This window comes from Rufibacter aurantiacus (genome assembly GCF_017916345.1).
In the GTDB taxonomy this organism is placed as follows: Bacteria; Bacteroidota; Bacteroidia; order Cytophagales; family Hymenobacteraceae; genus Nibribacter; species Nibribacter roseolus.
In genome coordinates this window covers 20,667-43,881 of sequence record NZ_JAFMSV010000001.1, presented here as the reverse complement: position 1 = coordinate 43,881, position 23,215 = coordinate 20,667, and the positions used below count along the sequence as shown (strand labels likewise).

At 49.8% G+C, this 23,215-nt stretch carries 26 protein-coding genes and 1 tRNA gene; 10 read left to right on the top strand and 17 right to left on the bottom strand.

Annotated features, from left to right (window positions below; genetic code table 11):
- Window positions 1-176 precede the first annotated feature (176 nt).
- The 3 genes from J3P34_RS00185 to J3P34_RS00175 all read right to left on the bottom strand — a co-directional run bounded on the left by J3P34_RS00185 (window position 177) and on the right by J3P34_RS00175 (window position 2,326).
- Window positions 177-803 carry a class I SAM-dependent methyltransferase gene (locus tag J3P34_RS00185; RefSeq protein ID WP_210485827.1) on the bottom strand — a complete coding sequence of 209 codons (627 nt, stop codon included), beginning with the start codon at window positions 801-803 and terminating at the stop codon, window positions 177-179.
- Between the two features lie 35 nt (window positions 804-838).
- Complete coding sequence (locus tag J3P34_RS00180; protein WP_210485825.1) at window positions 839-1,381, bottom strand: GNAT family N-acetyltransferase; 543 nt, start codon at window positions 1,379-1,381, stop codon at window positions 839-841.
- A gap of 510 nt (window positions 1,382-1,891) precedes the next feature.
- Complete coding sequence (locus J3P34_RS00175) at window positions 1,892-2,326, bottom strand: response regulator (RefSeq protein WP_210465693.1); 435 nt, start codon at window positions 2,324-2,326, stop codon at window positions 1,892-1,894.
- A gap of 162 nt (window positions 2,327-2,488) precedes the next feature.
- On the opposite strand from J3P34_RS00175, the gene J3P34_RS00170 reads away from it, so the two are divergent.
- A complete protein-coding gene (locus J3P34_RS00170; RefSeq protein ID WP_210485823.1) occupies window positions 2,489-3,583 on the top strand; it encodes a sensor histidine kinase in 1,095 nt (364 codons plus the stop codon).
- A 112-nt stretch (window positions 3,584-3,695) separates the two neighbouring features.
- Here J3P34_RS00170 and J3P34_RS00165 read toward each other — a convergent pair whose 3' ends face one another.
- The gene (locus J3P34_RS00165) at window positions 3,696-3,947 is read right to left on the bottom strand and encodes a hypothetical protein (RefSeq protein ID WP_210465691.1); all 252 of its coding nucleotides are present in this window, start codon (window positions 3,945-3,947) and stop codon (window positions 3,696-3,698) included.
- Window positions 3,948-4,280: 333 nt separating this feature from the next.
- Window positions 4,281-4,670 carry a hypothetical protein gene (locus J3P34_RS00160; RefSeq protein ID WP_210485821.1) on the bottom strand — a complete coding sequence of 130 codons (390 nt, stop codon included), beginning with the start codon at window positions 4,668-4,670 and terminating at the stop codon, window positions 4,281-4,283.
- 123 nt (window positions 4,671-4,793) lie between these two features.
- Between J3P34_RS00160 and J3P34_RS00155 the strand changes: the two genes are divergently transcribed.
- Window positions 4,794-4,949, top strand: coding sequence for a hypothetical protein (locus J3P34_RS00155; RefSeq protein ID WP_210485820.1), 156 nt, complete (start codon window positions 4,794-4,796; stop codon window positions 4,947-4,949).
- 24 nt (window positions 4,950-4,973) lie between these two features.
- Here the strand turns inward: J3P34_RS00155 and J3P34_RS00150 are convergent, their stop codons facing one another.
- From J3P34_RS00150 to J3P34_RS00115, 8 genes are all read right to left on the bottom strand, one after another.
- On the bottom strand, window positions 4,974-5,303 hold the full coding sequence (locus tag J3P34_RS00150; RefSeq protein ID WP_210485819.1) for a hypothetical protein: 330 nt from the start codon (window positions 5,301-5,303) through the stop codon (window positions 4,974-4,976).
- A gap of 516 nt (window positions 5,304-5,819) precedes the next feature.
- The gene (locus J3P34_RS00145; protein ID WP_210485817.1) at window positions 5,820-6,740 is read right to left on the bottom strand and encodes an alpha/beta fold hydrolase; all 921 of its coding nucleotides are present in this window, start codon (window positions 6,738-6,740) and stop codon (window positions 5,820-5,822) included.
- A 239-nt stretch (window positions 6,741-6,979) separates the two neighbouring features.
- Window positions 6,980-7,840 carry a DUF2306 domain-containing protein gene (locus J3P34_RS00140; RefSeq protein ID WP_210485814.1) on the bottom strand — a complete coding sequence of 287 codons (861 nt, stop codon included), beginning with the start codon at window positions 7,838-7,840 and terminating at the stop codon, window positions 6,980-6,982.
- A 629-nt stretch (window positions 7,841-8,469) separates the two neighbouring features.
- Window positions 8,470-8,913: an energy transducer TonB gene (locus tag J3P34_RS00135; RefSeq protein WP_210485812.1), complete on the bottom strand. Its 444-nt coding sequence runs from the start codon at window positions 8,911-8,913 to the stop codon at window positions 8,470-8,472.
- 58 nt (window positions 8,914-8,971) lie between these two features.
- Window positions 8,972-9,481: a YcxB family protein gene (locus J3P34_RS00130; RefSeq protein WP_210485810.1), complete on the bottom strand. Its 510-nt coding sequence runs from the start codon at window positions 9,479-9,481 to the stop codon at window positions 8,972-8,974.
- A gap of 110 nt (window positions 9,482-9,591) precedes the next feature.
- A complete protein-coding gene (locus J3P34_RS00125) occupies window positions 9,592-9,903 on the bottom strand; it encodes a putative quinol monooxygenase (RefSeq protein ID WP_210485808.1) in 312 nt (103 codons plus the stop codon).
- Window positions 9,904-10,186: 283 nt separating this feature from the next.
- The gene (locus J3P34_RS00120) at window positions 10,187-10,777 is read right to left on the bottom strand and encodes a hypothetical protein (RefSeq protein ID WP_210485806.1); all 591 of its coding nucleotides are present in this window, start codon (window positions 10,775-10,777) and stop codon (window positions 10,187-10,189) included.
- A gap of 245 nt (window positions 10,778-11,022) precedes the next feature.
- Window positions 11,023-11,097: transfer RNA gene (locus J3P34_RS00115), tRNA-Arg, on the bottom strand.
- A 180-nt stretch (window positions 11,098-11,277) separates the two neighbouring features.
- On the opposite strand from J3P34_RS00115, the gene J3P34_RS00110 reads away from it, so the two are divergent.
- Window positions 11,278-11,697 (top strand): organic hydroperoxide resistance protein, encoded by a 420-nt coding sequence (locus tag J3P34_RS00110; protein WP_210485804.1) that lies wholly within the window; start codon window positions 11,278-11,280, stop codon window positions 11,695-11,697.
- 180 nt (window positions 11,698-11,877) lie between these two features.
- Here J3P34_RS00110 and J3P34_RS00105 read toward each other — a convergent pair whose 3' ends face one another.
- Window positions 11,878-12,720, bottom strand: coding sequence for a transglutaminase-like domain-containing protein (locus J3P34_RS00105; RefSeq protein ID WP_210485802.1), 843 nt, complete (start codon window positions 12,718-12,720; stop codon window positions 11,878-11,880).
- A gap of 124 nt (window positions 12,721-12,844) precedes the next feature.
- Entirely contained in the window at window positions 12,845-14,044 is a 1,200-nt protein-coding gene (gene sucC / locus J3P34_RS00100) for an ADP-forming succinate--CoA ligase subunit beta (RefSeq protein WP_210485800.1), read from the bottom strand.
- Between the two features lie 435 nt (window positions 14,045-14,479).
- On the opposite strand from sucC, the gene J3P34_RS00095 reads away from it, so the two are divergent.
- Window positions 14,480-15,169 carry an ABC transporter ATP-binding protein gene (locus J3P34_RS00095; protein WP_210485798.1) on the top strand — a complete coding sequence of 230 codons (690 nt, stop codon included), beginning with the start codon at window positions 14,480-14,482 and terminating at the stop codon, window positions 15,167-15,169.
- Window positions 15,170-15,709: 540 nt separating this feature from the next.
- Here J3P34_RS00095 and J3P34_RS00090 read toward each other — a convergent pair.
- Window positions 15,710-16,936 carry an MFS transporter gene (locus J3P34_RS00090; protein ID WP_210485796.1) on the bottom strand — a complete coding sequence of 409 codons (1,227 nt, stop codon included), beginning with the start codon at window positions 16,934-16,936 and terminating at the stop codon, window positions 15,710-15,712.
- Between the two features lie 121 nt (window positions 16,937-17,057).
- Here J3P34_RS00090 and J3P34_RS00085 point away from each other — a divergent pair, with 121 nt between their 5' ends.
- From J3P34_RS00085 to J3P34_RS00065, 5 genes are all read left to right on the top strand, one after another.
- Window positions 17,058-17,366: an HNH endonuclease gene (locus J3P34_RS00085; RefSeq protein WP_246853482.1), complete on the top strand. Its 309-nt coding sequence runs from the start codon at window positions 17,058-17,060 to the stop codon at window positions 17,364-17,366.
- 109 nt (window positions 17,367-17,475) lie between these two features.
- Window positions 17,476-18,549, top strand: coding sequence for a DUF6687 family protein (locus J3P34_RS00080; protein ID WP_210485794.1), 1,074 nt, complete (start codon window positions 17,476-17,478; stop codon window positions 18,547-18,549).
- Window positions 18,550-18,678: 129 nt separating this feature from the next.
- Complete coding sequence (locus J3P34_RS00075; protein ID WP_210485792.1) at window positions 18,679-19,077, top strand: hypothetical protein; 399 nt, start codon at window positions 18,679-18,681, stop codon at window positions 19,075-19,077.
- Window positions 19,078-19,178: 101 nt separating this feature from the next.
- The gene (locus J3P34_RS00070) at window positions 19,179-20,033 is read left to right on the top strand and encodes a universal stress protein (RefSeq protein ID WP_210485790.1); all 855 of its coding nucleotides are present in this window, start codon (window positions 19,179-19,181) and stop codon (window positions 20,031-20,033) included.
- Between the two features lie 6 nt (window positions 20,034-20,039).
- The gene (locus tag J3P34_RS00065; RefSeq protein WP_210485788.1) at window positions 20,040-20,951 is read left to right on the top strand and encodes an EamA family transporter; all 912 of its coding nucleotides are present in this window, start codon (window positions 20,040-20,042) and stop codon (window positions 20,949-20,951) included.
- Between the two features lie 160 nt (window positions 20,952-21,111).
- Here J3P34_RS00065 and J3P34_RS00060 read toward each other — a convergent pair whose 3' ends face one another.
- The gene (locus J3P34_RS00060; RefSeq protein ID WP_210485786.1) at window positions 21,112-21,894 is read right to left on the bottom strand and encodes a transporter; all 783 of its coding nucleotides are present in this window, start codon (window positions 21,892-21,894) and stop codon (window positions 21,112-21,114) included.
- A gap of 176 nt (window positions 21,895-22,070) precedes the next feature.
- On the opposite strand from J3P34_RS00060, the gene J3P34_RS00055 reads away from it, so the two are divergent.
- Entirely contained in the window at window positions 22,071-22,922 is an 852-nt protein-coding gene (locus J3P34_RS00055; protein WP_210485784.1) for a M28 family peptidase, read from the top strand.
- Window positions 22,923-23,215 lie beyond the last annotated feature (293 nt).

Below are 23,215 nucleotides of genomic sequence, written 5' to 3'. Positions count from 1 at the left end.
AGGATTGACTATGTTTTACGGCTTCTTCATTCGTTCTCTCTGATTCTTAGGTCAAAAAAATTACGTTATTAATTTTTTAACCAGTTTTTAGAGCCGTTGACGTCATAAAAAGAAGATGTTTTCAGGAAAACAGACCATAAATAAGGTGGTTTCTTCCTTGAAAAGAACTTCTATGCTCATCGCTTCTGAAAAAGCATGGTCAGGATTCTGGGGATGTTGGTGGAGTCATTGTCGTCAAAGTACTCGTTCAGGTCTGCCAGGCCCAGGCCGTGCCGTTTGGCGGTCTGGGTGAACTCAGAGACCGGGTGCACAAAGCATTCTACTTCCTGCCTGCCATCCAGGGTATCAAAGCGGGCTTTGGTGCCCATGTACTGTTTAAAGGGATGCAGCTCGCCCACATACACGTACCCGCCCCTGAGAAGGCTGGCCGCGGCTTGTTCAAAGGCGTGGTCCAGGTATTGGATATGCTCCAGCACCAGGCTGAAGGTGACCAGGTCATAGTGGCCGTTCCGGAAAGTCCAGTCGGCCAGGATATTGGCCTGGGTGAATTGCACGTGGGGCGCCTGCACTTTTTCTCTGGCTTTACTGAGCATTTCCTCAGACAGATCAATGGCCGTAACGTCACGGGCTTTCTGGGCCAGGAAGACCGTGTTCTTACCGGTGCCGCAGCCAATCTCCAGGCATCTTGGAAATGAAAGCGAGCTCAACGTGTTGCGCAGGGCCAAGCCCTCCAGATCGCGGGTGCGGTTCTGGTTAGTGTCATACTGGGCGGCCCAGGTGTTGTAGGCTTCTCTTGTATCCATGCGGGTGTTTTAAGGCCGAAATGTAGGAAACAGGCTTAAACCATGGTGTTGAAACGTTTCTGCGTCATTTCCCACCTTTTCACGGGTTGCTCAAAATTGATCCAGCCCGGGGTGGTGGTGTACTCCTTTACCAACCGGAAACCCGCTTTCTGCAGGGTTCTGTGGGGCGCGGGGTTCAGGGCGTAAGGCTCAGCGTATACCTTCTGTAAGCCCAGGTTACGGAAGAAATAGGGAAGGGTCATTTTCACGAAGGCGGTGCCCATACCCTTTTGCCGGAGTCCGGAAGACCAGAGGTGCAGGTGCATGGAGGCTTCCTGCCCGGGCACAATCTTGTTCACGTTTGAATGCCCCACGGCCTGGCCATCGGCTTGCCAGATGATGCAGTAGGAGGGTTTTTCATGTAACGGGGTTTGCACCTGGCGGAGGAGTGTTTCGCGCCATTCTGCCTTGTCCGGCATTTTGGCTAAGTCAACGCCCATACCTTCTAAAAAGGCTTTGTCAGCGCTAAACCAGTAATGCATGAGCGCGTCTACATCCTGCTCCTCCAACTCCCTCACTGATAAAACCAGATTCTCCATAGATGCCAGGGTTAAGTAGAGAAAGGTAGCAAAAGCCTCTGGTATGGCTGCCTGGAAGGGGATTCCCCTTAGTGGCCATACCAGAGGCTTATGAATCTAAAGACAGGAAATTATTCTCCCCTTGATTTAGACTCCCGCTTCTGCTGTTTCTCCGCCCTTTTCTCTTTCAGGCTTTTGGTAGGTTCTTTTTTGCCGGTCTCTTTTGAGGGTGACTTTCCTTTGGCCATAGTAGTAATGTTTAAGTTGGAGTACGTGATTAAAGATAAAGAATTATGCAGAAATTCAATACATTAGCTGAACTTACCTTTATAAGTCAGATACGTTTTTATTTCTGTGAATGAGAAAGGACTGTGCAGGGGCAGCCCTGGAGAATGCTGGAAGGCTCTGTTAAGGTGATGCCCTTTCACGCCCTGTTTTTAAGAAAACACGGTATTCTTATCCTGAGGTAAACCAATTGATAAGTGTTATCCCGAGGGCGGAGCTGGAGAGAGTTACCTGCTGAGATAAAGATCAGTTGCTGTAACTGCGCAAGCCAATAATGTCTAAAACCTTTTCGCGGGTGAGCGGTTTCCGTAAATAAGCCGAAACACCAAGTTCCTGGGCGCGCTCCTGGTACGTTCTGTTGGCATAGTAGCTTAAAACCACCACCTTGGGCTCAATATGGCGCGGAAGGTTCAACTGGTGCAGTCTTTCAAGAAAACCAAAGCCGTCTATGCCGGACATCTTTATGTCCAGCAACAGCAGTTCCGGGAAACGGTTTGTGCCCCGGCGGCTCTCCAGAATCTCCAGCGCATCCAAGGCGGTGGAGACCGTGGTGACTTTGGCGCCCATGCCCATGGAAGTGAGCAAATCCTTAATAAGGAAAAGGCTGGAGGTGTCGTCATCAATCACCAGGATTTCCCCGGTGTCTTGGTAAGTGGTGATAAGTTGGTGGGCCTCTGACATAGCTGTGGGGGAATAGCTTTTGGGTGGGTTCTACATAAAGGTACTATTTATTTCTTGCATTGGCCAGAACAAAATTCCGTCAGATACCTATATATAGCTTCATAAATACATTTATAGTGCAGTTTTATACCTACTACGGTTTTGTTAGCCGTCTCCTCTGAAATGGAAAATACATCAACTGGCCTGTATGCCGCCCTGCTGGAGCGGACCGCCGAGACCTTTAACCAAGCCTATTTTATTTACCACCTCGGAAACCACCAAGTGTTGTATCTGAACCTGGCCTTTAGCCGCATTTTCGGTATTTCCAGGGAAGATACCCTGCTGGACGCCTCCCAACTGCTGCAACAGGTGCACCCAGACGACCATGACTTTTTGTTGGAACAGTACCATAAACTGTTGGCCAAGGGTTCGCAGAAGGGGATAGAGGTAAGGTTGACCCTGCCCGGTGAAGACCTCAAATGGGTTTGCCTGTCTGCTACGGTGCTGGAGGAGGCCGGGGAACGCTTCCTCTGCGGCTATGCCGAGGATGTGACCCTACGGAAAGAGTACCAAAACAACATCCTTAAATTTAACTCAAAAAAGAATTCTACCCTGGAGATCCTGTCGCATGACCTGGCGGCGCCCTTCCAGAATATACAGGGCATGATGGACATGCTGGAGACAGAATTGGAGGCGGCCAGCCCGGCCACGGTGGAGCTCATGGAATACATCAAGGAAAACGCGAAGAAGGGATCAGACATGATCCGTGACTTTGTGGACAATGAGTTCCTGGAGTCTTCGCAGGTGGTGTTGCACAAAGAGCGGGTGAACCTTACCCAGAGACTCGCCATCATGATGGACAACTACCAACACCTGGGTGGCGCCCTGCTGGAAAAGAACTTCGTGGCCCAACTGCCTTCTGAACCGGTGTATGTCTACCTTGATGTGATGAAGTTCATGCAGGCCATCAACAACCTGGTGTCAAACGCCATTAAATTCACCATAGACACAGGCACCATTACCACCACCCTGGAAGACCGCGACGATACCGTGCTCATCAAGATCTCTGACGACGGCATTGGTATTCCAAAGGATCTGCAACCCATATTGTTTGACAAGTTCACCAAGGCGCGCCGCGAAGGATTGCACGGCGAAAAAAGTGTGGGCCTGGGCATGTCCATCATCAAGAACATAGTAGAGCTGCACAAAGGCAAAATCTGGTTTGAAAGCCAGGAAGGCCAGGGTTCCACTTTCTTTGTGGAAGTACCTAAAACCTAAAGCCCTAAGCCGCCAGTTTAGTCCTCCTTTCCTGAGAACCGGCCAGAAACAGCAGTTGCCGTATGCATTCTGCTGTTTCTGGCCTGCTTTTTCAGGAAAGAGAAGATTGGGGTTAACTCAGCAGAATCACTTTGTCGTTGCGGTAGATGTCTATGCCCACGCGGGTGAGATGCTTAATGCTGATCCTTACTTCGTATTGGACCATTTCTCCCTCCTCTTCCCGCTCAAACCGGTGGTTCTCGCCCAGCAGTGATTTCTTCTCTGATACAATCTCGCCGTTGTACTTGATGGTCTCTTTGCCGGTGTAGGAGTTGTCTACTTCTATTCTTACCGTGTCTGACAGGTTAAGGGTGAGCACGTTCATGGCTATTGCTTTTATTTAAAGATAAAGGCTGAATTTTAAGTGATGTCTCTCCTTGAAAAGAAGGAATTCACGCACACCTGCATTAGTCTGCATGACCTTAGATTTATTACAGCCTTGGCGCCGGTCTTTGGCTGAAAGCCGCTTTTGCTCTGGGTATTTTTGCTGAATGAAACCCTCTGTTTACAGCTTCTTTTTCACAAAACAGGCCAAAAACTGTGTTGAGTTTTTTTGCCTTTTGTACAGACAGATTCCTTAAAAACAGAGCCTTTCTTTTCCAGAGTTATCTATAAGCAGGGGAGAGGTTTGGAAGATTCTCAAGCCGAGCCTATACCGCTATTTAACCTGGAATTCACCCTCTGCGAATGGCTCTTCATAGTACCGCCTGGCGATGTTCCATTTTACCGAGGAGATGTTACTTGTCACCAGGGAATCTGTGTAGAAGCGGGTTTGGGACGTGTTGTAAGAGGTGGCGGCGTGCTGCATTTTAAGTTCTGTGAAACACTTGCGGTCTGCGCCCTGTAATTGGCCCGCCTTTTTAATTTCTTTCCCTTGTTTGGTTTTGATCACCAGTGAATAAAGCCCTTCCACTTTGCCGGAGAAACACATCTCAAAAGACTTCTGGTTTACTACCTTGAACGAGGTCATTTGCACAGAAGAGTCCTGGCCGTTGGAGCAGCCAAGCAGAAACAGAACCCCTAAGAAACTGAGCAGCTTTATTTTCATGATATAGAAATTGAATCACATGCTTTTTCCGAAGGCCGGCGCAGGAGCTCAGACCAGAAAAGCGAAGCCAAAGGTACAGATAACTTCCCGTTCCTGGCGGTGAATGCCTTGGTTAAGATAATCATGGGCCAAAGAAAAAGCCAGTTGATTCAAACCAATGAAAGTTCACATCAACTGGCCATTTATGATGAACAGCTTTGGCAGCAAGAAAATATATTGAAGGATAGTCTTCCAGAAGTTGCTTCAGGAATGGGGCATATGAACTTGTGCGTTGTTTAGAACGCCTTTCCTTAGCTCGCCAAATTACTCGTAGTCCTCGGTTTCCACCGGAACAGCTCCCGCCGAGGTGCCGTTCAGCAGGAAGGTAATAACCGACTTGCCAAACCAGAGTCCGTCCTGCACACCACCCGCTTCAATCTCTTGCTTCGCATTTTCCAGCATTTTGGACAGGAACATAATGCGCTGGTGCGACTGCTCTCCCTCTGCCGTGCTTTCTGAAAGATGCTGAATGATGCGACCGGTTTCCTGGAGTGATTCTAAAATGGAGGGTATTGCCTCCTCAGATTCACTTGTGGTTTCCAGGTCCTCTAAAATGTCTTGTAACTGCTGAGCAATCTCTTCCCTTATTTCCATAAAATCTCTATCCTTCTATTTAACCTGATCTAAGTTCTCTATACTAAAAGCGCCTTTAGGCTTTTCAATTGAAGCTCCTATAAGGAATGTCGCGCAAGGGAGCTTGTCTATCTTCTCTTTTAGTACAATTAAATCAAAATCTGTTTAACCTCCAGCACTAAGTAGAAATAAATAAATAGGTAATGTTTATTTACGAACAAGAAAGCCCCAGGTTGAACTACGCAATTGTAAGAACAATTTCTTGAAAAGCACAATGTTATGCCTCATTATTTTAAACCTATAGTGCCTTTAAAGTCACTTTCTGTCAAGGCTTTTCTTCTTCCCAGGCGTTTGGGTGGCATTTATCAGAGTAACCTATCTTTACAAAACTTGAGGGTTAGGCAATTCTTCTAAAAGATTGCTTCGGCAAAATCGGGGCAAATCATTCAAGTTCTCCTCAGTGCGGGACTGATGTTACAAATTGTCCTATTAATAGAAAGAAGGGAGTAGGGCAGCATAACCCTAAAGGTCAGTTGCTTAAGGGTTAGGGTTCAGGATCTTATCCAGGGTGGCATAAAATTGCTGGGTCTGTTCATACATAGGGAAATGCCCGGACTTGTCTATCCAGTGGAGGTGGGCTTTGGGCAGCAGGATCTTGAGCTCGTAACTGACAAATGCGCCAGGGTCCTGGCTGCCGGTTATGATGTGGATTGGCTTGGTGAACAGGGGAAGTTTGCGACTCAGGTCGAAGCCTTTCTTTGACAGGTCCTGGAACATGAGTCCGCCCATCTTAGGGCCCAGGGCTCCCTTATTGATTTTGGTGATGAGCGTGTCTACCTGGGTGCGGTCATACAGCACCGGAATGAGCTCCCATTTGTAGTACAGCTCCTGGTCTGCCGGGGTGGCGTTGAGAGAGCGCACCTTCCGGGAAACCTCGGCCAGGGCTTGCCTGTCCTGCGGGTTTAGTCTGGCTTCCCGGTTATGGCTGTACGTCTCGTTCACGGCCCGGTCCAGCTTGAACGGACCTGGGTCAACTAGCATCAAGGATTTCACCCGGGCCGGATAGGCCGTAGCGAAACTCATCGCCAGCATGGCGCCCCAGGAGTGGCCCAGGAAATGGGCCTGTTTGAGTTTAAGATGGTCCAGCAGCAGGTTGAGGTCTGAATGGGCGGCGCGTAGGTTGATAGTGGAGGTATCAAAAGGCTGGGGCATGGAGCGCCCGGTTCCCCTTTGCTCCAGCAAGATGGCCCGGTGCTGTTTCTTGCCAAGGTTTACTGCCACCTCCTCTAGCTGTTGGTAGTTTGCCCCGGGGCCGCCCGTCAAGACAATAATGGGCTCCCCGGATCCGTAGGTATGGAAATAAAGATAGCCGTGGGCATACTTGATGGAATCCATTCTCTGCGCCCTGGCACCAGAGAAAATCAGAAAAGAGAGGAGAAGTAGTAGACCTGTTTTCATAGAGATGAATTTAGTTTTTAGATGTAGTCCATTTCTTTTTGTTCCTGGCATTTTCCATGCAGGAAAGCTCCTTTTTTACCAATTGGTGTCCAGTTTCCGTGGTGTCTGTTTTCTCTGTTGCTTCTGAAAACCGGACTTGAAATGTCAGGAAGCGGAAAGCTTTCACTTGGCGATGTTGACTGATAGTAATAGGTTGATACCAAATACTTCCTGGCCCAAAAACCTCCAACACTTAACCATTAAGAACCCGTAACCCAGTTCAGGATGGCCGGTCCCCAGTAGTGAAGGGTGAAGAAATAGGTGCCTATGATCAGGAAGCCGGTGGCGCAGAGAAGCAGGAAAGCGGCTGCCAGCCGGAGGGCGGCCGAAGCTCTGTATTTGCGGGCCCTGATGAATAGCTCGGCTACCAGCAGGTTGGGGAGGTAAAAGAAAAAAGCCATTAGTTTATCAAAGGCGCCGTTGAATTGGGGCGTGTGGCCTATGCCATCGGCGAAGCCAATCCAGAAGCCGTAGTCCATACGATAAAGCCAGGAACCGATGGCCAGCGCGAACAGCCGGAGGGCCCAGGCCCGGTGTTTCTCCAGCCGTCTGGCCACCGCGTGCCGGTACGTTTCAATGGCGGAGATAAACATGAATACCCCATACCCGGCAAACCCGATGTCCATGACGGTGCCCCCAATAGTGCCTTTGAGGAAGATAAAGACCAGTCCGCCCGCGGCCGCCAGCAGGGAAGAAACAATGTACAGACGGCCCACCCAGCGGTGCAGGGCCGGGTACCGGGTGCGCACCTTCTCCAGAAGTTGGAGGCTGCCCAGAAGCAGGATGATGCCACCCATAGCGAAATGCAGGCCGATGCCGGAAGTAGTGGCCACCGAGTCTTTCTCGTACAGGCCGGGCAGCACATTGTTCCAGCGCTCCATGTTGCGCTCATACAAGGCCGCCGCGTAGAAAGCCAGGATGTAGAGCCCAAACAACGCGGCACTAACCCACACCGTAGTCACCAGCACCCTCGCCGACCAGCGCATGGCCAACAGGCTCACCCGCTCCAGCCGCTGAGAATCCCTTTCGGGCTTTATTTGTTTCGTTAAGCTTTTGCGCATGCTGGTTACCCGATGAAGGTTGAGGACTAGGCAAACTGCTTTAAGCGATCAAAAGACCATTTAGAAGCCCTTTAAGGTAAAACGGGCCTAAAATGGGTTGGTGAAACTACCGTAAAATAACGGGGCGTAAGTCTAATAGGAGGGGAACCAACTTGGCATCCGGTAATTGGGTGCTAAGCTGGTTAGTGGTTAGGCAGTGCTTAGGGCAGCGTTAGGAACGTGGATAAGTATTGATTGCTAACATTGTTATCAACATTGGTCTTTTTGTATATAGATTGGCTGAATATATTAGCAATGTTCCTGGGGAAGAGATCGGGGCAAGGTACCAATATCTTAAAGGTTTTGGTGACATGGCCGTTTCAATTACCTTCTCCTAAGATACAAGGCAGTAAGGTTAGAGGCAACTCTCCTCCTTCAGAAAGGTGTTTAAAGCGAAACTTCATTCCCAATTAAACCAAGGAAACCCTGCGCTGGTTTTAAGCAGCCCAGGGTTCCTTGATTTTGTGGGAAGATTTAAGAAAATAATTTCGGAAACGAGGCTCTCTAAACACCGACGAAAAGCCTTTCAGCAGAATGCGGAGTGGATTTATTTTTAAGTCTCAGTGAATGATTAGCAGCCCATTTTGGCCTTACATTATCCTTATTCTGTAAGGATAGGTATACGAAACAGGTACCTCTGTGCCACCTTTTATTGCTGGTTTCCAGTGCCCCCTGGTGAGTTTAAGAACCCTCAGCACCTCTGCATCTACGGCTTTATCAATTGATTTTATGACTTTAAAATTTGACAGGTTGCCTTGTGCGTCAATTACAAAACTACAAATGGTTTCGCCTTGCACCCGATGTCGCTGGGCTACAGGTGGGATTCTGAAATTGTTTGCCAAAAAACTATGAATGGCTTCTTTTCCATACTTTTCGTATTTGGGAGCACTGAAAATAGGGGGCTGGTCCACTTCTTCCACGGTGTAAATGCGGGCAGAATCTTGCGAAGTAGAAGGACGCTCCAGCGCTTGTTGCGCATGGCTAGCTAAGGAGAGGGCAAGCACCATGCCCATAGAGAGTAATACTTTTTTCATGTGTGGTGTTCAATAAGATTTGTGATAAAACTCTTTTATACTTTTTAGTCAGTGCAGATTACACCGGCTTCAATTTGTTCTTGGGGCCTTTCTGCTCCTTCACTAGGGCTTTGAACAAGCCCAACTGTTCTGGAGAAAAGTCCCTTTTGGGTACTATGTTGGCTAACTGTGGGGTTAGCCAGATCAGAATCCAAGCCTTGGTCTCGGTGACGCTGTAGACCTTTTCCCAGCTGAGTTTCGAATCAAAAGAATCTCCCTTTATCTGGATGTTATCCTGGTCAAACTGGTATAACATGGGCTCGCTCATCCTTTTGTTTATTCTGTAGCCTTTCTTTGCGGCAAAGTAAATCTGAACGGGAAGCCCAAAAGTTAAGTAAAGGCCGAAGATCAAGCCTATCCAGGGAACCTCCTCTAATGCACCCGTCAGGAAAAGAAATAGTCCGCTCAAAAGCGCAAGAATACCTATCCCGAAAGTGAACTTGCTATTCCACTTCTTGAAATAAAGATAAAAGTTGGCTTTGATGAAGTCCTGCTCACTCAGTTGGGTAGAGAGGGTAATCTTATCCATGAAGGGAAATGAAAGGAAATGATTGATTTGCTTGCTAGAGTTTGAAGCTCTTTTCAGGAAAACAGCTTCAAAAGCTTTAATGTAGAGAAAACGAGTATTTAAGTAGTGGGTTAAGAAATACCCGCGCCTCCTAAAATCTCCAGTACCTGGCCTTTTTCTGGTTTGCCAGCCAGCAGGGGCATGGCTTGGGAAATCAATTCCCGTACCCCAGGCACTTGCAAAGAGTTATCATGGTCTTCCTGGCTATCCCAGACCTCGGTGACCCAAACGGCGTCTTCCAAGGTTTTGTCTATACTCACCAGGTATAGGTGGCATCCTTTGGCGGTGGAAACTAGTTGGGCCGCTTCCAGAAGAATGGCAGCAAGTTTTTCACCGTTTCCGGCTGATGCAGTAAGCTTTCCGTGGAGTCCGTATTTGTTCATTGATTATTAAGTTTTTGAATATTAATAAAGGGCCAACATTAACATTAACTAGTAATATTGATAATGTTGTTAAAAGAATATTAGTTTATTTATCAGATTTTTCTTTACAAGTCATGCGTATATTCTTTTAATTAGTGTTACTCAACTTTTGAAAAAAATGTAAGACTTAATTAGTGTTTTTATCCTTAGGACAGAGAAAACATGCTTGCATAAATGGTTAATAGTAAGTCTGATACTATAATTAAAATTTATAGGGCCTCACAATACAAGCCTAAAAAAACATTTACTCTCTCATAGAAGAAAGCTCATTATACTCTTGAACTAGGGCTGGTAAGTTGTCATAGGTAAATCCTTTTTCCATAATTTTTGACTGAAGAGTTGGAAAGTCAACAAAGAATTTAGCTATATCTTCTTTTTGGTTTTTTATTCTCCAGATTGTTAAGCAGGTTTCATCGCTTTTGTAAATCACATAATTATTATGTTCATATGCATACCTTCCGTCATGGCTTGAACTTCTATGCATCGCAAGGTTCATGCGACCTGAAATAAGTACCTGGACAAAATCTTTTGGAAAAATCCCAGCATAAAGATTGTTGATCTTTATATTATGTGCAATTGTAAAACTATCAGTGCCTATTACAAAGGATGAAATATCGTTAGGAGTAAGCTTTACCGCTTTAGAATCTAAGTTCTCTTTGAATTTTATATCTGAGGGGCTATTTCTGAATAAATTATAAGCTGATCTTCTGAAGTTTATGTGACCTTCAACTTTCTTACCATCAAGGGTGAAGTAATAACCTTTTATAAATGGGTTTGCTAATAACGATGTTGTGGAAAGGAGAAATAAGAATAATGAGATAGTTAATTGTTTCATTTAAAGGTTAAAGATGATTTTAATGTTTAATTGTTATTATTGATGCACTCCTGAAAATATAAAGTGAAATTTTCATCTTTATTGAAGGGATGCTTTTGATCATTATGCTTTCTTTCTTGGTTAATTAACCATACTTGATTGAAAGTTATTCTAATCCATTACAAGATATGTAAAACTTTATACAAACTAAGATTGGAATAAAACAGAAAAGCCCTCTCAGCTCAAACTGAGAGGGCTTTTCTGTTTGGTGGCCACGCCAGGAATCGAACCTGGATCGAGAGCTTCGGAAACTCCAATACTATCCGTTGTACTACGTGGCCCGGAATTGCGATGGCAAATGTAGGAAACGGCTGCCAAGAAAGAAAGGGGCTTTCTGCGTTTTTTGCTTGTTTCAGGAAAAAAGGCCCGAAAAACGGAAGCGCAGGAGGGGAGGTCTCTAACATTTTAGCCTTAGAACAGTTTACACAAGAACACCATTTCAATTACCAAAGCTTAAACCTATGAAAAGATTGTATACGGCGGAGGTTACCGCCACCGGGGGCCGAAATGGCCAGGTAAAATCAACTGACGGAATCATTGACATGCCCGTGCGCGTGCCCGAAGGGCTGGGCGGCAAGGGCGGTGCCACCAACCCAGAACAGCTTTTTGCGGCAGGTTATTCGGCCTGTTTCCAGAGTGCCTTGATGTTGGTAGCCGGCAAGCAGCATATCAGGTTAGATGAAAAGTCTACCGTTACCGCGCACGTGGGGTTAGATCAGTTTGAAGACGGGCGTTACGGGCTGGCGGTGCAGCTAGACGTGAAAGTAGATGGCGTAGACAAAGCCAAAGCCGAGGAACTGGTGAGCCAGGCGCATGAGGTATGCCCGTACTCCGTAGGGACCAAAGGAAACATTGATGTTACCCTGAACGTGCTTAATTAAGCCCTGCTGTTTTGGGCTTGTTTTAGCCGATATCTACCAAAAACGGGAGCAGCCAAAGTGGTTGCTCCCGTTTTGCTTTAAGAAAAGTCGATGAATGGCCCATAGGCGGCCGCGGTCATTCGTGGTTCTTAGGGCAAGTTCCGAATCAGATATCCAGATTACTTCTTCCCATTAATCAACCTACTTCACCTTTGGGTAGAAATCAGAGATGGAGTGGGTGTAGGTCATATCGGTGAGTGGTCTAATGCGCTGGAAGACGGTGAGGTTCTTGGCGCCCTGGGGCACCAGCATGAGGCTGCCCGGTACGCGGTCCTCTGTGAAGCGATTGTCCAGGCGGGTGTCAAAGTAGAATAGGTAAGGGGCTACCCACGGGAAGTAATCTGAGGCGGTGGTGCCGGAGAAGGAAACCACACCTACGCCCGGCGTTTTCTTAGCCAGGGCCTGTTGCAGTTCCACCGCATTGATGGGAGTGCCGTTGAGGGTAGGAATGATATCGAACTGCCCATCTACCATCACCCACTTTTTCTGATCGCGTAGGTAAGCCTCGGCCACCACGTGCCCGGCCCCGAATTCCACGGTATCAGCATTCTCCATTTTTAAGGCCAGCGAGCGGGCCGGGATGCCAAGGGAATTCAGAGCACCGTTCAAAACCATGCCGTACTCCACACATCGGAATTTCTTGCCCGTGGCCGCTTCCTCCAGAATAGAGATAGGATCGTTTTTGAGCGGGGTGTTGGAGCCGTTGTGGTCCCATTGTTTCCGTACCCAGTTGCAGACAGCTTTCACGCGCTCAAAATCGGTCTTCTTGCCGGCTACCAACTTCTCCAACTCATATCTGGTGCGCAATTGAGTGAGGTAAGCGTCTTGCGGGGCACTTCTTACAAAAGTGGGTTTCACCTGGGGAGTCTTAGCGAATTGGATCGTTTTTACCTCCAGAGTTTGTGACTGGGCCGCCAGAGACCCTGATAAAGAAAGGGAAACCACCAACGCCAGAAGCGCGGACGGTTTAAAAGGTGTTTTCATAGTAGGGTTTAGTAAAATAAGGTTTAGAAGAAGAGCTATAAAGAAGGCGAATGGTTGCACCGGGGCCACAAAAAAAGGCCCTTCTGTTTCCAGAAAGGCCTTTTTATTATCTAAAGCGTTGTGCTTAAATTACTTCAGCTAACACGTCTTTTACTTTCTGGGCAGCTTCTTTCAAAGCAACGGCAGAGTACACTTTCAGGCCAGACTCATCAATGATACGAGCGCCTTCCTCAGCGTTGGTTCCTTGCAGACGAACGATGATTGGAACGTTGATAGTACCAATGTTTTTGTAAGCTTCTACCACACCATTCGCAACACGGTCACAACGCACGATACCCCCGAAGATGTTGATCAGGATGGCTTTTACGTTAGGGTCTTGCAGAATGAGGCGGAAACCAGCTTCTACGGTCTGCGCGTTGGCTCCACCTCCTACGTCCAGGAAGTTTGCCGGCTCACCGCCAGAAAGCTTGATGATGTCCATAGTAGCCATGGCCAGACCGGCACCGTTCACCATACAGCCTACGTTACCATCCAGCTTCACGTAGTTCAGGTTGCTCTTGCTAGCTTCTACTTCCAAAGGATCTTCCTCGGCTAAGTCGCGCAGGTCAGCCAGGTCTTTGTGACGGAACAGGGCGTTGTCGTCCAGATCCACTTTGCCGTCTACGGCCAGAATCTTGTTGTCTGAGGTTTTCAACACCGGGTTGATCTCAAACATAGAAGCGTCTGTGTCCAGGTAGGCGTTGTACAGGCTGGTCAGGAACTTGGTGAATTCTTTGAAAGCTTCGCCTTGCAAGCCGAAAGCAAACGCAATCTTATTGGCCTGGAAAGGACGAAGACCAACCGCTGGGTCAATCCACTCCTTGAAGATTTTCTCAGGCGTATGCTCAGCCACTTCTTCAATGTCCATACCGCCCTCGGTAGACGCCATGATCACGTTTTGGCCTTTGGCTCTATCTAACAAGATAGAAACATAATATTCTTTAGGCTCAGAGTCGCCGGGATAGTATACATCCTGCGCCACCAGCACTTTGTTTACTTTTTTGCCCTCGGGGCCGGTTTGGTGCGTTACCAACTGCATGCCAATGATCTGGCCCGCAATTTCTTTCACCTGCTCCAGGTTTTTAGCCAATTTCACCCCGCCGCCTTTACCGCGACCGCCCGCATGAATCTGGGCTTTGATCACGTGCCAGCCAGTGCCGGTTTCCTCGGTTAAACGCTTAGCGGCCGCTACCGCCTCTTCTGGGGTCTCCGCCACAATGCCTTCCTGAACGCGAACGCCGTAGCGTTTCAGAATGTCTTTCGCCTGGTACTCGTGTATATTCATGAGGTTAGGTTGATGTTTTTAGGTGCACGAAAGTAAGGTATACGGCTAACTTTTCAAAGCAGGCACCGCTTTGCGGTTAGTTCTGAGTTCTGAGTCCAGAGTCATGAGTCGAGTTTGGAGAAAAAGGACCTCCCTGTTTTAATCCGATTTTTCAGGAAACAGGTTAAATGTAGCGGCGTTACCCTGTAACGCCGTGGTGCCATGAAACTATACAGGTCCATCTCCCCATCTTCTTGTCTTTAAACAGCACCTTTATAAGGAAACAGTTTATAGGGTAGTGGCCGGAGTATATGAGAACCTCCACCACGTCGTTATGGTGTAACGCCGCTACATTTAACTTAATATGCTACGGTTAACTTTAAATCAAATGCTCCGTTTCATGCAAACGAGCGAACGGTTTGCAAATGCCGTCCCTTCCTTATTGTTTTGTAGTTCATGAGTATAGATAAGCCAGTTTTGTTAGAGGCCCGCGGGCTGTTTAAATCATACGGGAAGCTGCCGGTTTTAAAGGGAATTGACCTGACCATCGGTGAGGCGGAAGTCGTTTCCATTGTGGGCGCTTCCGGGGCGGGTAAAAGCACCCTGCTGCACCTGCTGGGCACGCTGGATGCGCCCGATGCCGGTGATGTGTTCCTGCACGGGCAGAAAATATCGGGGATGAGCAACAAAGAGGTGGCCCGTTTCCGCAACCGCAACATCGGGTTTATCTTCCAATTCCATAACCTGCTGCCCGAGTTCTCTGCCATGGAAAACGTCTGCCTACCGGGTTTCCTGGCCGACCGGCCCGAAAAAGAGGTAGAGACGCGCGCCAAAGAACTCCTGGAGATGCTGGGCCTGGGCCACCGCCTGGACCACAAGCCCTCTGAGATGAGTGGCGGAGAGCAGCAACGTACGGCAGTAGCCAGAGCCCTCATCAACTCCCCCAAACTCATCTTCGCCGATGAACCCAGCGGAAACCTGGACTCCAAGAACGCCGAGGAACTGCACCAGATCTTCTTCAAACTGCGCCAGGACCTGGGTCAGACCTTCGTGCTGGTCACCCACAACCCCATCCTTGCAGACATGGCAGACCGTAAACTCACCATGAAAGACGGTTTCCTCCTCCAGCCCGAAGAAGCGCTTTAAACCTTTGATTGATTCTCTCCTTTGAAGAGGGTAGGGGGATGTTTACACCTGCTGATTAACGCATTCTAATATTTGCAGAATGTAGAGACCAGGCACCGCCTTGTCTCCAACGTTCACCTCGCAAGTAACAGCGGCTACCAAAAGAGATACCCAAAATGCCAGATTGTGAGATCTCCTGCCATGGCACAGACGCTCGCAGGACCTCCGGACGCTGCGAGGTCTTTTGAGCAGGCGGTAAAGGGGTGGCACATGACCTTGAACCCACCCCTACCCCTCCAAGGAGGGGAATTCCGTTAATACGTTTTGGGGCCACTTTGCAGAAAAGAGGCTGGAAACCTAAGTAATTCTCCCGACATTCTCCAGACGCACAACGTTTCACAATTTTCAACCAGACTACGTTATCTGGTATTCCCCTCCTCGGAGGGGTAGGGGTGGGTTAACATTCCCAAGGGCCAAGTTCGCCCGCTGGTGCTACCACCAACCACCATAACTGCACATACCCCAACTCAGAACTCAAGACTCAGAACTCAGGACTACCCGTTAGCTCACCTGTCTCAACTTCATCACTACACCCATAGAAACCAGGGTAAAGACCGTGGCGATGAAACCTACCGTGCCGAAGTGCAGCAATTGATTTGAGCCAGGTACATTTGAAATTACCAGCCCAGAAAGGAAGGCTGCCAATCCGGAGGCCAGCTGCTGTACCGATGAGTTCACGCTCATGAAGGAGCCACGCAGGCGGGGTTCAATGCTGGAGGTGATCAAAGACATGGCAGGCACAAACCGCGCCCCGAAGAAGATAAAGAACAAAGTAGTGACCACAAAGGCCTGCCAGTGCGGCACAGGGGGCAAGTGCGTGACTACCACAATAGGTATAATAGACAACAGGGCGGCGATCATGAAGACTTTCTTCTTCCCGTATTTATCAGACAATCGGCCAGCCAGCTGTGAGGTCACCACCGTCGCCAATCCCCCGAAAAGGTAGATGTAACTCAGTTCGGCCTCCTCAAAGCCCACGTTGGCCACCATATACGGGCTTAGGAAGGGCACCACCGTAAAACCAGCCAAAGACAGTGCCACCATCAGCCCGAAAGCCCAGAGGCAATTGGCCCGGCTGAAAATGGAAACCAGGACTTGCGCCGGATGCTGGGGAACATGGTGAAGCAGATGCTGCCGCATGGGCGGGAGCATTCGCCAGGTTAGGAACAGCACCACCACGCTTAGGCCGGTGAGCAGGTAAAAAGGAGCGTGCCAACTGGCGTGGCTGGCCAGGTAAAGCCCCAAAGGAATACCCCCAATGGAAGCCACCGAGAAAGCCGCCATAACCTTACCGGTAGCCGCGCCCCGTCGTTCCTCCGGAATAGAGTCCCCGATAATGGCCAGGACTAAAGCCCCCAGCACGCCACCGAAGGCGCCCGCCAGAACCCGCGCCACGAGCAAAAAGGTGAAGGTGGGCGCCAGCGCGCAGGCAAAGGTGCCCAGCGTAAAGCCCAGGTACAAGCCCATCAGAGCGTACTTCCGGTCAAACCGGTCTATAAAGAAGGCGCTCAGCAGCCCCGAGATGGCCGCGCTAAACGTATACGCCGAGACCAGGAACCCAAACTCCCGCGGACTGATCTGGAAAACGCGCATCAGCTGCGGCCCCAGCGGCATCATGATCACAAAGTCCATGATGTGCGTAAACTGGATTGCCGCCAGAATGAACAAGAGCCATTTCTCGCTCAGGGCAGGGGCGGTGGTTTGGGAAGTGACAGGAGATGATGCCATAGTTTTCAGGGCCGGATGCACAGGTTGAAAAAGACTTTACGCCCTGAAACTACGGATGTTTACCTAAATTCCTCCAAAGCGAAATGGCTTTTAACAGTATGTTGTAAACAGTGAGGTAGGTATGGCAAAACGCATTAGGAAAAAGGAAGAGAGCGCCGATCCGGTTTGCGCGCTCTGTGAGCGGGAGGTGGGCTTCACCACCCTGCACCATCTTATTCCCCGGGAGGAGGGTGGCCGCCACGGACCCACTGCGCCGCTTTGCCAGCCCTGCCATAGTACGGTCCACCTTACCTACAGTAACAAAGAACTGGCGGTGCTCTACAACTCCATCCCGGCCCTGCGTACTTCAGAGGGGCTGCAGAAATACCTCAAATGGGTGCGCAATAAACGCCTGGATAAAATCACCAACCGCCGCGGGAAAAAGAAATAAATCATAGGTTTGCGTTCAAAGGCTGTTTAACCTAAAATGGCTCCTAAACGCAAAAAGATAAATTACCCAGGTAAACCATTTTCCCGCAAAGCCCCCGCCATCTCTGCCCATGAACGCCTACACGTACCTTCCTTTTCCCCAGGTTAATTCCCAGCCCGCGGTGGTGGTGGATAGTTTCCATCCCAATGGTTTGGTGTTGTCGCATTGGCGCGAGGCGCCCACGCCCCCGGAACTGAGGGAAGATACCAGCGCCGGCATGGTGCTGCGCGCCTTGACGCAGAACTATCCAGGCCTGCAGCAGTACCGCTACGTCACCGCCAACCACTTTGACATTGATGCCCTGATGGGTGTTTGGGCTCTGCTCAACCCTGAGCTGGCTTTGGCGCACGAGGAAACCCTGCGGCAGATGGCTATCATCGGGGATTTCAGAGAGTTGGATTTAGCGGCTCCTTATGCGGAAGAAGCCCTGAAACTGGTTTGCTGGATAAATGCCGAGGAAAAGGCCCGCTTCTACCCACCCTTCGGGGCGGAGGATTTGGAAGAGAATGAGGTAATTGCGTCTATCCCTAAATTTCACTATTTCCTGGAGGCCTTTGAGGAGGTGTTGTGTAATCCTGCACTATTTCAACAGGTTTGGGAATCAGAGTTTAACGTGGTCAAGGAAGGCTACGCCCAGGTGTATGGTCCGACATCCAGAATAATCCAAAACCCTGCCTTGGGCTTGGTGGTGGTGCAGACCCCGGCACCGGTTCATTACTACGCCTTGTTCAGCCTCACTGCCGGGTATGACATAGTGGTATCCTGTTACCCAGAGAACCGTTATGAAGTAGAATGCAAGTACACCACCTGGGTAGATCTGGGAAGCCGACCCACGCTGCCCCGGCCCGATTTACGCCCATTGGCCGGAATGTTGAACAGCTTGGAAAAGTCAGGCCTAACCTGGATGGCGGATGGCATAACTGATACCGGTCCTTTGATGCGTCTGCAGGCCGGCAAACTCAGCAAGGCCCAACGCTACGGCAATCCGCAGGAACGGGAATTCTATTCCTCTACCATTGAACAGGATGTATTTCTGGAGACTGTAACTAATTATTTGGATAATGCATTTTCAGGAACTACACCCAAAAAACGGTGGACTTGGGCCGAAGTGAAGGCGTTTAACTCAGGAAATAATAAAATTTGATGTTTTTATTTGCGATTTGGGAAACAGTTTTTAACTTTATAAAAAGAAAATTATCTAATATTTCATTTGCCTCTCTCCGGTATCCCCCGTCCAGGTAGTGGTGCATCTGCAGAAATGTTTGACGCTGCTATGGTAAAAATTGCCCACACCCCGTTCTACCAAATAAAAGTAGACCAGGAAAAGAATAGAATTTTATTAAATATTAAAGGCTGCTGGAACACACCAGAGGAAGTGCCTTTCTATACCCTTCACCTCAAAGAAGCGCTCTCCCTGGTGAAAGCTGGGTTCTCTATCTTAACGGATCTCAGGAAGCTGGATGAGTACTCGCCGGCGGTGCGCCTCATGCATATTGAAGCCCAGAAGTTGACGGTGGCGGCCGGTATTTACCAGTTAGCCGAGGTGCATGATCTCAAAAAGCCCGTGAACCTACTTTCAGTTGGCATGGCCGAGGAAAGCAAAATCCCGCTCAATATCTTTGACTCTATGCAGGATGCCCAGGCCTGGCTGGAAGAGTTGAAACCTAGGTAGAACATCCATTAGGGCCGGGAAAGTATAACCAAAACCCTATATTCACGTTTTGTAAGCTTGAGGCGCGGGCAAAAACGCGCCTGATCTAGACTTACAGCACTATGAAAAAGATTCTTTGCCCGGTAGATTTTTCCAAGACATCTAACAAGGCCGCCGAGTATGCCGCCCAGATTGCGCAGCGGACGGGTGCCTCGCTTACGTTGCTGCACGTAATTCACCTGCCCATGATGGATACCACTGAGTCGGCTTTGATGGCCAGCCAGGTATTGGATGAGCAGCGCCGCATTGCCGGTGATAAACTCCATGCCATGTCACTGCACCTACAGAACGTGTCTGGCCAGGCAGGTGGCCCTGGTTTTATGTCTGACTCCAAAGTAGCTGAAGCCTTTCTAGCCGATGCCGTTGAGCGGATGGTGCAAGACGAAGGCTACGATTTTGTGGTTTTAGGCACCACCGGCGGCGGCAATACCCTGGAGGAAATCCTCATCGGGAGCAACACCGAGAGTGTGATCTCCCAGGTGAAATGCCCGGTGCTGGCCATCCCGGCCAATGCCACTTACCCAGACATCCACCGCATTGTGTACGCCTCAGATTACCAGCCTGAGGATTTCAGGGCCCTGCGGCAGGTGCTGGATCTGGCTTCCGTATTCCAGGCCGAAGTAGAGGTGGTGCACATTACCTCCAAAGCCGGGGCAGACGCCGGGCGCAACGCCCATGAGTTTATCCAAAGGTTGCGGGATGAGTTTGGAGGGTTTAACCTGAACTTCACGGAGGTAGAGCACGAAAAGGAAGATGTGGGCCTCAAAGATTACCTTAGCCGGACCAACAGCAACATGCTGGCGATCCTGAAAAAGCGCCGCTCCTTCTTTAAGAACCTGTTTGGCATGAGCCTGGCAGAAAAACTAACTTACCAGGCAAAGCTGCCCCTGCTGGTGCTGCACGCAGACGCCGACTAATTACGTATGCAATCAACTTCTTCTTCCGGGGCCCCGGCTGCCGGATGGCTTAAAATCGCGGCTTTTGCCGCGATTTACATTATTTGGGGTTCCACTTACCTGGCCATTGTTTTCGCCATTGAAACCTTGCCGCCTTTTCTGATGGCGGGCCTCCGGTTTATGTTCGCCGGCGCCATCCTGTTCACTTGGGCCCGCTTGCGCGGGGCTGAGGCTCCGTCGGGTCTGCATTGGCGCAACACCGCCGTGATTGGGGGCTTGCTGCTCCTGATTGGGAACGGAGCCGTGGTTTGGGCGGAGCAACGCGTGGCTTCCGGCATCGCCGCTTTGCTGGTCACTACTGAGCCGCTTTGGATTGTGGTGTTACAATGGCTGGGTAAAGCCAAGAAAGCGCCGTCTGCCGGCGTAATTGTAGGCCTGGTGCTGGGTGCCCTCGGGATGGTGGTGCTGGTGAGTCCCTGGAAACTGGAGGGCGGGGTGGATTTGCTGGGCAGTACGGCTATCTTCCTTTCGGCGGGCGCCTGGGCTTGGGGCTCTTTGTTTTCTTCCAGGGCCTCGCTGCCTTCTTCGCCCGTGCTTACCACGGGCATGCAGATGCTATGCGGCGGCGCCTTGCTGACTTTGGCCGGCACCATCTTCGGGGAGTGGCAAACGGCAGATTGGGCATCGGTAAGTCAACGGTCCTGGCTGGCGTTGGGCTATCTGGTGGTTTTCGGGTCTTTGATCGCTTTCTCTGCCTATAGTTGGCTTACCAGGGTGGCGCCTCCTTCGCAGGTGTCTACCTATGCGTATGTGAATCCGGTGATCGCGGTTCTGCTGGGCTGGGCCATCGCGCATGAAGAGGTCACTCTGCAAACCCTTATCGCCACTGTGTTGCTGGTGGCTGCCGTAGTCATCATCACCCTCAAGGCTAAGCATTAGCAATAGGGTAGGAGAGGTCTCCCATTTAAGTCTTCTTTTCCTAGGCCTTGGAGTTAGTTTCTCCTTTAAGCCCGATTTCCTAAAATCAAGCTAAAAAGGCCCGACGGTTTTCCTGCATTAAAGGAGAACCGTCGGGCCTTTTGGGTACTGAATGGGTTTGTTATCTGGGTAATCTGATGCTCAGACCGCCGCCCGCAAATAATTCCGGGGCATGGGAAGAGACGCCGGTGCCCACGATGGCATCCAGCTGTAGGTTAGGTAACACTAAGAACTGGATAGAACCGTCTATCTGGTTCTCGGCGTGACTGCCTTTGGGCTTTTCGCTGAAGAACTCCACGCCCACGGTGAATTTGTCGCTCAGTTTTCCGCTTAGCGTGGCCGAGTACTCCAGCTTGTTCTCCATGTGGTCTTCCTCGCGCTCGCGCTGAAAACCGGCATTGTACTGGAGCTTGATTTTATCGGTGAGCTCATTGGAAAACAGGAGCAACACTTCTGGTGCTACTTTCTCCGGCTCAAAGGCGTCCTTTCCCAGCGGCAGTTCCAGCATGCCCAGGACGGTGACCTGAGGTACGGCTCCCTGCGCCTCCACCACGTTCACCTTGGTGCCCACCCGCACGGTGCTCAGGCCTTTTTCCTGCGCAACCAAAGATTCTCCCATGCGGTAGTCCTCGCGTCGGTAAGTGGCTTCTACCCTGAACTCGGCGGCTTTGAGCACGCCAACCCTTAGGAGGGCCTGCGGGTAAAGCCACTGTTTGTTTTCAATGCCTTCCTGTTTCTGCTTCAGGTACTGGAAACCGGTCTCCAGTTGGAAAAAACCGCGAGGAACCAGGCTGGCGGCCTCGGTGCGGGTAGGGCGGTCGGTTTCAAATTCCGGGTCAGATTCCTGCGCCCAGGCGCCCAAGTGGCAAAGGGCGAATAATGCAATAAGTAAAGTTTTCTTCATAGTCTTTTCTAAATATGCATTGTGGGTACGCGGCGGCTGGTTTTTAGTTGAGAAACCGAATCTGGTTCTGGGCCAAATCTGGAAAAACAAACCATAAACCGTATTAATTCTCCTGGCGTCAAAGCAACCCCAAAGGCCCTGAAGAGTAAAAAGGCAGAAACTATCCACCAGCCGTTATGCCAATCCAACGTGACCGCCTCTACGCAGATGTCCAATTCCTGACTACCCTTAACCCTCCGCGCAGCATTGGACACCCCGAGTCTTTAAAGAAAGCGGCCGCTTACATTGAAACCCAGTTCTGCAAGCTAAGCGGGCGCGTAAGTAAGCAGGACCTGCACCAAGGCTTCCATAATTACATTCTGTCTTACGGGCCCGAGGAAGGACCGCGCGTGATTGTGGGGGCGCATTATGATGCCTGCGGCGAAACCCCGGGAGCAGATGACAATGCCAGTGCCGTGGCCGGTCTGCTGGAACTGGCCCGCGCCCTCCACGAGGAGAAGCCCGAGGTGAAGCACCGCATTGATTTTGTCGCCTTCAACTTTGAGGAGCCACCCTACTTTGCCACTGAGAAGATGGGCAGTGCCGTGCATGCCAAATCCATGAAGCGAGATAAAGTGGATGTGAAGCTGATGATCTGCCTGGAGATGATCGGGTATTTCACAGACATGCCCAACTCCCAGGAATATCAGCATGAGTCTCTCCGGAAGCTCTATCCCAGCACGGGGAACTTCATTGTGGTAGTAGGCAGAGCCGGGCAGGAGAAAACGGTACAGCGGGTGCAGCAATTCATGAAGGAGCACTCGCGCATAGACGTGCAGTCCATCGCGGCTCCACCGGAACTACCCGGAGTAGGCTTGTCAGACCACCGCAACTACTGGGCCCAGGGCTACCAGGCCGTCATGATCAATGACACCTCTTTCCTGCGCAACCCGCATTACCACCAGAGAACCGATACCATTGACACCCTGGACTTCGCCCGGATGACCGAAGTGGTGCGTGGTGTTTATGCGGCCATGTTGAATTTTTAGAAGAGTGGGAACTGGTTTGTACTACGTTGATTAACAACTTTATGCGAGTTGAAATATGTGTAAAGTGAAAGAGCGATTCCAGGTGAAAACCATTCCGTATTCCCAAGGTAAATCATTGAATATGTTATTTTCTCTATATAAATAAGCTCTTCGGCCACTGTAGTGAGGTAAGCGAGTGCTGAGTTCCAGGAGTTTATTCCAAAAGGAAAAAACAGCAAATTTGTTTTGCAATATTTTATTAAATATTTGTACTTCGCGTAAAATAAAATATTGTTATTCTTTACTTATGAAAA